This is a genomic window from Candidatus Spechtbacterales bacterium, assembly GCA_040879145.1.
In the GTDB taxonomy this organism is placed as follows: Bacteria; Patescibacteriota; Minisyncoccia; order Spechtbacterales; family 2-12-FULL-38-22; genus JAWVZY01.
Map to the genome: position 1 here is coordinate 6,377 of JBBDKX010000025.1, position 11,234 is coordinate 17,610.

Here is an 11,234-nt window from a genome sequence, read left to right on the forward strand (position 1 = left end):
ACATGCTAAGGGGCAGATATATTGCTCTGCCACTTATCAGGGACATCTCAATAATATAAGCAAATATCTATAAACTTAATTTTAATATTTGGCGCATTTCGTCGTTAGGCGCTGTGGTACTCATTCCACCCCTCACTTGCGAGCAAGTGAGGGGCTATCATTCCGTTCCTCGCGCCTGCCTAGAACTGCATCCAAATATTAAAATTATTAAAAGCCCGCAAAACTGTCTCGGCGAAAGACGGATGCGGGATTTTTTTTGTTGTGGTATAATTTATCCAGCTCTTGAAAGGACACCTGTAATGCACGACTGCTGTGACATGGACTGTCTTACAACAGCTCCGCATGTTTGTTGTTTTCATAAAGATGACCCCGACAAAAAAAACAACCAGCACGATTGTTGCAATATTCGCTGTATGGCCACATATCCACACAGTTGTTGTACACACAATAGGTAAATAAAAAAGCCCGCAAAACTGCGAGCTTTTTAGTACTATTTTACGCTTTCAAAGCGTTCAAGAAGGAGCTCATATCTTTTCTTTGTTTCGGGGTTGCTCAAGACATATTCTACCGTCCTGGTTTCGGCCTTCGGGCCTAATCCCAAGGGGTAATTGTTCCCGAATTGATTTGCTGTAAAATCTTCTACTGTGTCGCCAAACAGCCGGTTCCAGTAATGCGAACGCATGTGGGCAAAATCGGTGCCTTCAAGCGATGCACGTAAGAGCTCTCCGCCGAACAATCGCTGTGCCAGCACCGAAACTACGGCGCAATGCCCCCACAGAGGATTTTTCCGTGTCCAGCCGTCAGGATCCAGCGTTGTATCCTTATCGCATATCTTTGGAAGTAATTCTTTAAATTCCTCCGCTCTCATTGAACCCCCATTTAGGTCTGACTCCCAAGAACTAATGACAAGTTAGCACATAACTAAAATTAGGTAAATCCCGCCTCCTTTGTGGAACTATGCAATCTAATAAAGGGGGCGGGGTACAACTTGAAATTTGCTTAAAATTAGGGTAAAATAGGCGTATCCTGTCGCTTTAAGGTTTTAAGGCAGGAAAATATTGCCGGGTGGTGTAATTGGCAGCACGATGGACTTTGGATCCACAAGTGGGAGTTCGAGTCTTCCCTCGGCAGCGAACCCGGTTTCGTTTTGCGGAACCGGGAAAATTTTGCCTCGTAGTTTAATGGTAGAACGGCTGGTTTTGGTCCAGTTAGTTGGGGTTCGAATCCCTGCGAGGCAACACTTCGACAAGCTCAGTGTCTTTGCGTTAAATGTCTATGAATAATTGGAACGTGTATATTCTTCTTTGCGATCAGAAAACCTATTATATTGGGTTGACTGATGATATGGATAAAAGATTAGAAGAACATAAAAAAGGATATTCTCCTTATACAAAAAGGTTTTCTGATTTTGAGCTTGTATACAAAGAGGATTACTCTAAACGATATCAGGCTGAAAAACGGGAGCAACAGCTTAAAAAATGGAGTATCGCAAAGAAGAAAGCTCTCATAGATGGCAATATAGAATTACTTCGCAAATTAAGCAAAGGCACTTAGCTTGGTGATAATGCTTCTGCGGCAGGAATGGTGAGCGGTTCGGCGGGCTCACCGCCGACACCTGTCGAATCCATCCCTGCCGGGCAACACTGTATAGGAAATGGGGCTCGCCGTATACCAGAGCAAAGCTCGGTATACGGCGCCCTGAATCGAGCGAAGCTCTGGTTCATGGGCGAATCCCTGCGAGGCAACACTCATGTGCTAATTCGAGTGACCGAGAGAGGTTGGATAATTTTTAATTTACTAAACATGGCCAAAAGAACTTTATTTGATGTAGTCAAAGAAATTGCACTGCGACTCAAAGAAAATCAACATATTCATGCTATGTGGCTTGAGGGTTCTTATGCTACCGAAAAATTTACTGAAAACTCAGACATTGATGTATGGCTTGATATTGATAATGGAATGTTTGACGAATGTATTGATATTGTTCGAAAAGAGCTTCAAAAAGTAGGGAAAATTGATGCCGAAGAGGCTCGTGGGATATACTCACAAAATCCAAAATTAGCCAAACATATTTTTCACCTAAAGGGGTTTCCGAAGGCGCAAACTATTGAACTTGACCTTCAAGAACATAGTCGTGAATTTACTTTTTCTCGCAAAGAACATATTATCAAAATTTTGTTTGATAAGGATGAAACAATTCAGTGGCAACCATAGTAACCCTGACCGAGACACCTAATTTTTAACCCCAAAAACATCCCCGGAAAGCCCTTCCTCCTTCGCACGAGGCTTCGGAAGGACAAGTACTGGCTTGAACCAGGCAGGTTCACAACCGTGGATGCCAACATAACTTTTTAAATCCTTCTTTGAGGGATTTAAAAATGTTCATTTTTTCCTGCAGGCAGGAAAAAATGCGAGGACTCAAAACCCTAAAGCAGCTAAATGGGAAAACCGGTTTTCCCATTTTAAAAACCCGTCTTTTAGGTTGATAGGGCAAACAAAAAGAAATGCTTTTTGTAATTTTGAATTTTGAATTTTGAATCAATTTATTAATTTGTTCTGGCAAGGTCGGACCTTGCCAGAAATGAAGATTTTGAAAAAAGCGCTTGTGTGAGTGGTTTTTTATTTTCACATAAACTATCCGCATATATGCGGTATAATAATTGTATGAGACCTCGATTTGAAAAAGATGTTTCAAGCTATAGTAAGCTTACAAAACAAGAAATAGATCCAAATAAAAACACTCCTGAAGAAGTAGGGCGTTTTCAGCATGTTTTAGATTGGCAATTGGAACAAGCCGCGGACAGACAGGGGACATCCGTGGAAGATCAGCAGGAAATCTATGAGATACAAAAGAAAAAGCAGGAAATAATGGATACCTTAAAAGAGCGCTTGCGTTGCCTGGATGATCCAAATTGCAAGATTGAGATGTCCGAAGATGCCCGTGATGCCTCTTTTAACGAAAAGAGGCAGGTCTTTATTTATAAAAATGGTGATGGTAAAGACATGGAAGCAACATATGGTGAAATAGTAACAGATATGGAGTGGGGCGTTGAGTATGCGCTCGACAAGCAAACAACTTCCAGGCCCATGCTCAAAAGATATATTATAGAGTTGGCCAAAAACGATCTACGTGATTTATTAGATGATCAGATAATAATAAGCGAGTCAGAGGGCGATGTAGCCCACCCTCAAAGAAAAGAGGCTTATAAAAGATTTAAGGAAAGCAAAGAAGCGGGCGAAAGGGAGCATACAGGTGGCTTTATAGCTGAGGGAATGGTAAAAAATATTTTAAAAAAACTAAGATACGATATGGAGGATGCGGATTTTAGTGTGGAAGAGGCTGATATTTTCCAGGATGTGGAACAAAAAATAGATTTCATAATACACAAAGCTCCCCGTAGAAGAGGCGTAAATGTAGAAGCAGAAGATGTAGAAAATATAGGTATCCAGTTCACAACTAATACAATGGCAAGAAAAACCAAGGAAAGACAAGTAAAAAGCTCAAAAGAGAAACTGAAAAATGCTGAGACTAGCGACATAGATGATCTGGCTCTTGTAATTTTTCCTTTGAGTATATCAGTAGATCTTGTAAAAGAATGGGAAAAACAAGGAAAGCCCGCGGGAGGTCCTGATAAATTTATACACCGGCATCTCGCCAAAAAAATATTTGAGGCTCTATTAAAAAACATACTGAAGCCGGAGCGAATAGAAGAGATCTGGGAAGAATATAAAAATTATTATGAGGAAAAGTCATAATAAAAATTGTATCTAAATACTTATCTTGTGTCCTTAAAAAAAATGCGAGGGCTCAAAACCCTAAAACAGCTAAATGGGAAAACCGGTTTTCCCATTTAAAAACCCGTCTTTTAGGTTGAGATGGGGTAAGCAAAAAGAAATGCTTTTTGTAATTTCAAATTTTGAATGTTTTATTAATAAACTCTTTTATCTTTTAGCACCATACCTGAGTCATTGGTTTATTTTACCGAGTCTCCAACAACAACATTCCAACATTCTCAAGAATGTTGGAATGTTGTATAATTTGTGTTACAGTGGTGAGCAACATGAAAACACCAAAACAACTTGAGCGATATTTTAAAGGTGCGGCAAATCACTATCGTATAGAGATCTTACTTACAGTAGATAAAGCAAAAGGCATCACGGTAGAGAAGCTTGCCGAAGAACTTAATGCTAATTTTAAAACCATCTCCGAACACACAAGGCGTCTGGTACAAGCCGGATTATTGAATAAAAAATATAAAGGCAGGCAAGTAGAGCACTCCCTCTCACCTTACGGAGAAAGGTTTGTAAAGTTTATAAAAACTTTTAAATAAGATACAAAATCTCCCCCCATAAAAAACATTCCAACATTCTTGAGAATGTTGGAATGTTTTAATTTTTATATGGACAATTTTGAGGATTTTGACTTAAAAAACGTAAAGTTTGATTTTAAAAATTTTAAAGAAGGCGGGGTCAGCTGGAGTACCCGTTTTTTGCTTACGTTTTGGCCGAAAAAAGGAATTATAAAACTAACACGCGAGCTTGGTCTTAATCCGGACCAAATGAATAAAGCCGAGAGCCTATTTAGAAATACAAAACGTATTGATATTATTCCTTCTCAAACCGTCCAACGAGGTTTTCAGATTATTTTAGATAGCTCGACAGCCCTTTATTTTTATCAGGATGGAGATCGTTTTATATATGATGGCGCCGAAGTGGGAGAATACGAAAAAGGCGATGTAACAATTTTCGATCACATAAGATAAATATGAAATTTTTTAAGCTAGTATATTTATTGTTTACGCCTCGCCTTTCTACAGAAGAGGTAGGCAAAAAAATCGTTGATAAGGCAACTCGTTCTGCCTTTCGTGTTTTTCGGGATAATGATTTTAGAAAGCTTGTAAAATTTTCTGAAATTAGCCAAACAGAACAAGACAGAATTTTCAATGAATTAGTCGTCAACGCAGTTGTTTTAGCAGTTTTAATGACAGAAACCCGCGCCAATCAAATTGAAGATTCAAATTTTTCCCGCAGTGTACGCATTTTGTCTAAAGCTATAAAAAAGCGTTACCCCGAAATGCTTCAAGCATTAGGAGTTACAAACCAGCAACATATTGATATGTGGCATCAACTTATTGATATGCGCATAGAAGAATACAGAAAATACGAAAAAGATATGCGCAATGATGTTGACGAAGCCACTAAACACATACCCTGGCTGCCTATTGTTATTACAGGTACAGTTGACCACATAAGACGGGGCAAACTAAAAGAAGGAGATACTTTGTTTAAAATTATATCTTCTTGGCTTGGTCCTTTGCTGGTCGGTATACAAAAAGTAATGTTCCGCCTTGAAAGATAATATACGGAATACATAATCACAACAAAACATTCCAACATTCTTGAGAATGTTGGAATATTTTGTTTATAAGTATTTATATTATTTAGGGTAATGACCCAGGTCATTCTTCGCTTATCCCGCGTCCTTAAAAAAATGCACGGGCTCAAAACCCTAAAACAGCTAAATGGGAAAACCGGTTTTCCCATTTAAAAACCCGTCTTTTAGGTTGCCAAAACGAAGTACTTTTTGTAATTTCAAATCAATGCCAAAGTTCAAATTTCAAAACAAACGCCCGAAAGGCTGATTTTTCTTCATTTTTGCTTTATTTTGTGGTAATTTAATGATAGGGCTAGCAAGAAAAAGTTAGCTTTTTTAATATTTTAATTTTCAAATTTTATGAGCGATATAGAAAATCTAAAAAATCAAATAAAAAAATTCGTGGAAGATAGGGATTGGAATCAATTTCATAATCCAAAAGATTTGGCGATATCTTTGGTTTTAGAGTCCACAGAGTTCTTGGAACTTTTCCAATGGAAGAGCGAGAAGGAAATAGGCAAACTATTAGAAGAGAAAAGGGAAGACATAGAAGATGAGCTTGCTGATGTTCTATATTGGGTGCTTTTGATAAGCAATAACTTAGACATTGATCTTAATAAAGCGCTGGAGGCAAAAATAGAAAAGAATGCTGAAAAATATCCTGTGGAAAAAGCAAAGGGTACAGCGAAAAAATATACAGAACTTTAATTTATGGCTCAAATAGAAACTTTTGAATTTAGCCCGCATGGTTTTGAGAATGTACGCAAATATCACTATGGGCGTGATTGGCCGGTAGTCTATTTACTCGAGGCTCTGAACGAAGCATACGTTGGGCAGACCACAAATTTTTATAATCGAGGGAAACAACATTATGAAAACGGCGAGAGAAGAAGGTTGAAGAGAGCCCATGTCATTACAGATGAGATGTACAACAAATCAGCGACCTTAGATATTGAAGCATTTCTTATTGAGCATTTAGCAGCAGAGGGGTCATTTTCATTACAGAACAAGAATGACGGGCTACGCAATCACAACTATTATCAACGATCAGAGTATAGAGCTAAATGTGAAATTATTTGGAAGGAACTAATTACGAAAGGTCTTGTCCAAAAGGAAGTATATGAGATAGAAAACAGCGATCTTTTTAAGTATTCTCCCTATAAAGCGTTAACTGAAGAACAATATCTTTTTGTTAGGAAACTGGTCAAAGATATTGAAAACGAAATAGCAATGACATATGTTGTTGAAGGCGCGCCCGGAACTGGTAAAACAATTCTTGCGGCATATCTGATGAAGTATTTGAAGGATCACGAGAACACAAAGCACCTTAAAATTGCTCTTATTGCACCCATGGCAGGCTTGCGCGGAACCATACAGCAAGTTTTTCGTGCCACGTCCGGGCTTAAGGCGAACATGGTTATTGGTCCACACTCCGTGGCAAAGGAATCGTATGATCTTGTTATCGTCGACGAAGCACATCGATTAAAAAAAAGAAGAAACCTCGGTGGACCTGGTGCTTATACGGCGTTTGATCGTACCAATAAAGAATTAGGTCTTCCAAAAGAAGCCACGCAACTTGATTGGATCCTCGCAACCACGAAACAGCAAGTATTGTTTTATGACAAAGAGCAAAGTGTTTTACCGGCAGACATCGATGATGTGGATCTACGCAAAATAGGTGCGCATTTTTATAAACTTACGAAGCAAATGCGAATTCAGGCAGGGGAAGAATATGTGCATTTTATTGATGCCATTTTAAATCAAAGAAATATCGTTCAGCCAGTATTTAAAGATTATGAATTACGCATGTTCAATGACGTTGCTGAAATGCATCAAGCTATTAAGGATAAGGATAAAGAGTTTGGACTTTGTCGCATGGTTGCAGGGTTCGCATGGCCATGGGTAACAAAACCAACAAATGGCACCCCAAAACAGGACTTTGATATCGAAATTGATGGTCACAAATTTCGTTGGAATAGCAAAACGAAAGATTGGGTAAACTCACCAAATGCAATTAATGAGGTGGGCTGTATTCATACAGTACAGGGCTATGGTATGAATTATGTAGGCGTGATTATTGGTCCAGAACTTACTTATGACGAAGAAGGCAAGAAAATTGTAGTAGATAAAAGCAAATATTGTGATCGCAATGGTCATGCGGGTGTTACAGATCCGCTAGAGCTAGAGCAGTACATTATTAATATTTATAGAACACTTCTCACACGCGGTGTAAAAGGAACTTATATATTTGTTGTTGATGAAAAATTACGCCAAGTATTTAGCAAATTTATTTCTAATTATAAACAACCCATACTTTACCATTTTAATAATAATCAACTGAGTCCTTCACTTACAACAGTAGAAATGGTGCAGATTCCGCTTGTTGGATCAGCGCCATGCGGCAATCCAATTCTCGGCAAAGAAAATATTGAGGAGTATATTTCGGTGCCAAAAGCGAGGCTAAAACCGGGAGCTAAGTACTTTATTGTTCAAGCTGAAGGCGATTCTATGAATCTTGCTGGTATACAAGACGGCGACTTACTTCTCTGTCGTTATGGTGAAAAAGGCGAAACCGGAGACAAAGTGGTGGCACTTCTCGAAGGTGAAAATGTAACAATTAAAGAATATGGTCCGCGAAAAGATGGTGTTCGTCTACTTATTCCAAAAAGTAGCAATGGGGCTCATAAGCCAATCACGCCAAGCGAGGGAGATAGTGTGCAAGGAATAGTGCAAGAGGTAATAAAACACACTGATTTATAAACCAGACTGACTATTATGAAAATACAAGATGACATTTTAAGTTATAGAGAGATGTGTGATGCAGAAGGAGTTCAAACGCTACAGCGTGGTATGAATTTTCGCCTTAACTCTAAATATTCTGTAATACTAATGTCTCAAAGATCCAATGCGCCTTACAGAGATAAGATTCATGATGATGGCATAACCATAGAATATGAAGGACACGATGTTTTAAGGAGAGGCTACGGCCATAACCCGAAGGAAGAAAATCAGCCAGAAAATTTGGATAGTGGGAAATTAGCTCAAAATGGACGCTTCGCAAAAGCGGTAAAAAATTATAAAGAAAAAGGAGGCGAACCTGAATTAGTTAAGGTGTATGAAAAGATACTTCCTGGCGTTTGGTCTTTAAAGGGTTTTTTTGATCTTATTGACTACAGAATTATTAATGACGGAAAACGAGATGTTTTTAGATTTATTTTGCGACTGTCTGATAGAAATGAGGAAAATAATAAAGTATCAGAAAATATCGAACACACTAGATTAATACCTTCAGAAATAAAAAGGGAGGTTTGGAAAAGAGATGAAGGTAAATGTGTTAAGTGTGGGAGTACAGAAAATCTACATTTTGACCACGATTTACCGTTTTCAAAAGGTGGAACTAGTTTAAGCGCAAAAAACGTGCGCTTATTGTGCATAAAGCATAATTTAGAAAAATCAGATAAAATTGAATAGATTCGGAAAAAATTATTCAGAAAATTGAAAAAGAACTCAAAGAGCGGTGGTAGCCGCTTTTTTTGTTATGGTAGAATATAATTGTATGGAAAAAGATTTAAATTTAAATAAAAAGTTATTAAAAAAATATGCGGAAGTATTAACAAACGACAATTTCCCACCTCGCCAGACTTAGACCCTCAAAAAATAAAAAAACTCAAATTTTTGGTTTTTAAAATTAAACAAAACCTGTTATAATGTAATTACAATCAAATAGTTTTATCAAGAGTGTGGTTAGGGTGCTGGCCCTGTGATCCACCGGCAACCTTTCGCTTTGCGAAGTGGTGCTACATCCAGCCCCATGTGGGGAAAGATAATTAATTTTTTAGAGAATTCTTTCCATGGGAAAGGATTTTTTATTTTAGTAATGCCCGATTATTACTAATAGGTGCATATATGGAAAAATTTAGTCAGAAAACTGTACATGGGATTGTTGTTGTATTTCCGTCATTGGAATATTACAAAAAAGTGGAGCAGGCGATTCGTTTTTTAAAACGGTCTGACGCCCAAGCTTTTGAAAAGGTCAAAAAACACATTGACGTTATTTTTATTTTTTCAAAAAAGGGCTGGTATAATGAAATTAGGCAATCGCGAGACGGCACAAAATGGGGCTGGCTTGTTGAAGGCTCGGCCATCATAGATGAATCTTACCCATATCAATTTATAGCCTCTGAACTTATTCACGAAGCCCAACATGTTATACAATACAAATCTGCACGCAAATATACAGATGCGCAAGCAGAAAAAGGCGCATATTTAGTCCAATTGAAGTTTTTAAAAAAAATAGGTTACGATAATGCCGCACAGTGGCTGTATGAATTTTTCAAAGAAAAGTGGTGGACAGAAAAACATAGAGGGAGCAAAGAAGTACAAGCAAAAAAAAGCAAAAAAGCAATTGCGCTTTTTGAGCTCTGGGGGAGTGAGTAACGCGGAGTTTTAAAAACAACCCACCCAAGATGGATTGAAGCCCAACTTCAATATTCGCCACCTGGCAAGGTCGGACCTTGCCAGGCTTAGACCCTCAAAAAAGTTGAACCCCGCAAGTCTGCCTCGGCGTGAGACGGGTGCGGGGTTTTTTGGTATAATGTGAGCATGAGTGATTATAACTACAAAAATTTTAAAGCTACTTATTATAACTTTACGGGTTTTGACGGTCCCGCTGAGGGGGAGCGGGCTCCGGATTTTAAAGCGCTTACTTTAGATGGTAAAGAGGTTATGCTGTCGGACTATTTTGGAAAACCTCTTGTCTTGGAAATGGGTAGTGTGACCTGCCCCATATATGTGGGAGAGATAAGGCCGATGCAAAAACTTGTTGAAAAGTTTCCCGAAGTTGAATTTTTAGTCCTTTATGTACGCGAGGCGCACCCGGGAGAAAAGATAGGACCGCACGAGAGCATGGAGGATAAAATAGGATGCGCGAACCTGCTGAAACAAAAGCGCAATGAAACCAGAACCATATTGGTGGATGATGTAGAGGGGACAGCTCATAAGATTTACGGCACTTTTCCCGATTCTGTTTTTATAATAGACAGTGAAGGCAAGATAGCGTGGCGCTCGCAATGGAACCGCACAAAAGAGGTTGAGAAAAATTTAGAGCGTTTATCGAGGGGAGAAAAGCCGGTACCCGCAAAAAAGAAACTTATAGACAAGCCCGAGAGATTAAATATTTCTACATTCCTTGATGGTGGCTGGATAGCAGTGAAGGATTTTATTCTGCAGTTTCCCGCCTTGGTTAAACACCGTATTTTTAAAAAGTAGTGAAATTTTTTATTGCATCAATTTTAATATTTGCCCTATTAACAAATGGCAAGGTCCGACCTCGCCATAGACCTCGCCATAAAAAACTGTGCGCTACAAAAAACTATTCAAGTGAGTACTTGAATAGTTTTTTGTTTATTGATATACTTATTTTGTGGTTAATAAAATAAAATCAATTTCCAACGAACAAGCGCTTTTAAAAAAAGCACGGCTGTTTGCGATTGTAGGAGATGATACACGTATTAAAATACTCTGCTTTTTATTTGAGAGCAAAGAACCGTGCGTATCTGAAATTTCTTCAAAAATTGATGCCACAATTGCAAACACATCACACCATTTGCAACTTATGCATAGAGAGGGCTTGCTTGCAACAGAACGCAAAGGAAACAATATTTGTTACAAATTGGTTAAAAATGAATTTACGAAAGAACTAAAAAAAATAATTTGTGACGTAGAATTTAAATAGAATTTATAATTATAAAATCAATAGACATGGAAAAGAAAAAAATAATTACCATAACGGCATTTATAACCCTCGGTATTTTAACTGTTTTTGCTTATAGTTATTTAAAGAGTGAGTCTTTTGACTTGC

Annotated in this window: 13 protein-coding genes, 2 tRNA genes and 1 riboswitch; of the genes, 14 read left to right on the plus strand and 1 reads right to left on the minus strand. The window is 38.2% G+C overall.

What is annotated here, in order from left to right:
* Positions 1-490: 490 nt before the first annotated feature.
* The gene (locus tag WDZ40_02920; protein MEX0877787.1) at positions 491-868 is read right to left on the minus strand and encodes a hypothetical protein; all 378 of its coding nucleotides are present in this window, start codon (positions 866-868) and stop codon (positions 491-493) included.
* Between the two features lie 191 nt (positions 869-1,059).
* On the opposite strand from WDZ40_02920, the gene WDZ40_02925 reads away from it, so the two are divergent.
* From WDZ40_02925 to WDZ40_02990, 14 genes are all read left to right on the plus strand, one after another.
* Positions 1,060-1,131 (plus strand) — tRNA-Gln (locus WDZ40_02925).
* A gap of 36 nt (positions 1,132-1,167) precedes the next feature.
* A tRNA-Gln gene (locus tag WDZ40_02930) sits at positions 1,168-1,238 on the plus strand.
* A 37-nt stretch (positions 1,239-1,275) separates the two neighbouring features.
* The gene (locus WDZ40_02935; GenBank protein ID MEX0877788.1) at positions 1,276-1,554 is read left to right on the plus strand and encodes a GIY-YIG nuclease family protein; all 279 of its coding nucleotides are present in this window, start codon (positions 1,276-1,278) and stop codon (positions 1,552-1,554) included.
* 249 nt (positions 1,555-1,803) lie between these two features.
* Positions 1,804-2,214 (plus strand): nucleotidyltransferase domain-containing protein, encoded by a 411-nt coding sequence (locus tag WDZ40_02940; GenBank protein ID MEX0877789.1) that lies wholly within the window; start codon positions 1,804-1,806, stop codon positions 2,212-2,214.
* A 450-nt stretch (positions 2,215-2,664) separates the two neighbouring features.
* On the plus strand, positions 2,665-3,756 hold the full coding sequence (locus WDZ40_02945; GenBank protein ID MEX0877790.1) for a hypothetical protein: 1,092 nt from the start codon (positions 2,665-2,667) through the stop codon (positions 3,754-3,756).
* Between the two features lie 305 nt (positions 3,757-4,061).
* A complete protein-coding gene (locus WDZ40_02950; GenBank protein ID MEX0877791.1) occupies positions 4,062-4,331 on the plus strand; it encodes a winged helix-turn-helix domain-containing protein in 270 nt (89 codons plus the stop codon).
* Positions 4,332-4,400: 69 nt separating this feature from the next.
* Complete coding sequence (locus WDZ40_02955; protein ID MEX0877792.1) at positions 4,401-4,763, plus strand: hypothetical protein; 363 nt, start codon at positions 4,401-4,403, stop codon at positions 4,761-4,763.
* 2 nt (positions 4,764-4,765) lie between these two features.
* Positions 4,766-5,359 (plus strand): hypothetical protein, encoded by a 594-nt coding sequence (locus WDZ40_02960; GenBank protein ID MEX0877793.1) that lies wholly within the window; start codon positions 4,766-4,768, stop codon positions 5,357-5,359.
* 375 nt (positions 5,360-5,734) lie between these two features.
* Positions 5,735-6,082 (plus strand): nucleotide pyrophosphohydrolase, encoded by a 348-nt coding sequence (locus WDZ40_02965; GenBank protein ID MEX0877794.1) that lies wholly within the window; start codon positions 5,735-5,737, stop codon positions 6,080-6,082.
* 3 nt (positions 6,083-6,085) lie between these two features.
* Positions 6,086-8,134 (plus strand): DNA/RNA helicase domain-containing protein, encoded by a 2,049-nt coding sequence (locus WDZ40_02970; protein MEX0877795.1) that lies wholly within the window; start codon positions 6,086-6,088, stop codon positions 8,132-8,134.
* 15 nt (positions 8,135-8,149) lie between these two features.
* Positions 8,150-8,845 carry a hypothetical protein gene (locus WDZ40_02975; GenBank protein ID MEX0877796.1) on the plus strand — a complete coding sequence of 232 codons (696 nt, stop codon included), beginning with the start codon at positions 8,150-8,152 and terminating at the stop codon, positions 8,843-8,845.
* A 255-nt stretch (positions 8,846-9,100) separates the two neighbouring features.
* Positions 9,101-9,204, plus strand: a riboswitch (SAM riboswitch).
* A gap of 76 nt (positions 9,205-9,280) precedes the next feature.
* On the plus strand, positions 9,281-9,811 hold the full coding sequence (locus WDZ40_02980) for a hypothetical protein (protein MEX0877797.1): 531 nt from the start codon (positions 9,281-9,283) through the stop codon (positions 9,809-9,811).
* A 165-nt stretch (positions 9,812-9,976) separates the two neighbouring features.
* Positions 9,977-10,642 carry a deiodinase-like protein gene (locus tag WDZ40_02985; protein ID MEX0877798.1) on the plus strand — a complete coding sequence of 222 codons (666 nt, stop codon included), beginning with the start codon at positions 9,977-9,979 and terminating at the stop codon, positions 10,640-10,642.
* A 154-nt stretch (positions 10,643-10,796) separates the two neighbouring features.
* Positions 10,797-11,108, plus strand: a complete 312-nt coding sequence (locus WDZ40_02990; protein MEX0877799.1) for a metalloregulator ArsR/SmtB family transcription factor — start codon at positions 10,797-10,799, stop codon at positions 11,106-11,108.
* The last annotated feature ends 126 nt before the right edge of the window (positions 11,109-11,234 follow it).

What these genes read in the sequence shown, in the direction of transcription:
- WDZ40_02920 (MEX0877787.1), bottom strand. Translation starts at nt 868, where the DNA reads ATGAGAGCGGAGGAATTTAAAGAATTACTTCCAAAGATATGCGATAAG.
- WDZ40_02935 (MEX0877788.1), top strand. Translation starts at nt 1,276, where the DNA reads ATGAATAATTGGAACGTGTATATTCTTCTTTGCGATCAGAAAACCTAT.
- WDZ40_02940 (MEX0877789.1), top strand. Translation starts at nt 1,804, where the DNA reads ATGGCCAAAAGAACTTTATTTGATGTAGTCAAAGAAATTGCACTGCGA.
- WDZ40_02945 (MEX0877790.1), top strand. Translation starts at nt 2,665, where the DNA reads ATGAGACCTCGATTTGAAAAAGATGTTTCAAGCTATAGTAAGCTTACA.
- WDZ40_02950 (MEX0877791.1), top strand. Translation starts at nt 4,062, where the DNA reads ATGAAAACACCAAAACAACTTGAGCGATATTTTAAAGGTGCGGCAAAT.
- WDZ40_02955 (MEX0877792.1), top strand. Translation starts at nt 4,401, where the DNA reads ATGGACAATTTTGAGGATTTTGACTTAAAAAACGTAAAGTTTGATTTT.
- WDZ40_02960 (MEX0877793.1), top strand. Translation starts at nt 4,766, where the DNA reads ATGAAATTTTTTAAGCTAGTATATTTATTGTTTACGCCTCGCCTTTCT.
- WDZ40_02965 (MEX0877794.1), top strand. Translation starts at nt 5,735, where the DNA reads ATGAGCGATATAGAAAATCTAAAAAATCAAATAAAAAAATTCGTGGAA.
- WDZ40_02970 (MEX0877795.1), top strand. Translation starts at nt 6,086, where the DNA reads ATGGCTCAAATAGAAACTTTTGAATTTAGCCCGCATGGTTTTGAGAAT.
- WDZ40_02975 (MEX0877796.1), top strand. Translation starts at nt 8,150, where the DNA reads ATGAAAATACAAGATGACATTTTAAGTTATAGAGAGATGTGTGATGCA.
- WDZ40_02980 (MEX0877797.1), top strand. Translation starts at nt 9,281, where the DNA reads ATGGAAAAATTTAGTCAGAAAACTGTACATGGGATTGTTGTTGTATTT.
- WDZ40_02985 (MEX0877798.1), top strand. Translation starts at nt 9,977, where the DNA reads ATGAGTGATTATAACTACAAAAATTTTAAAGCTACTTATTATAACTTT.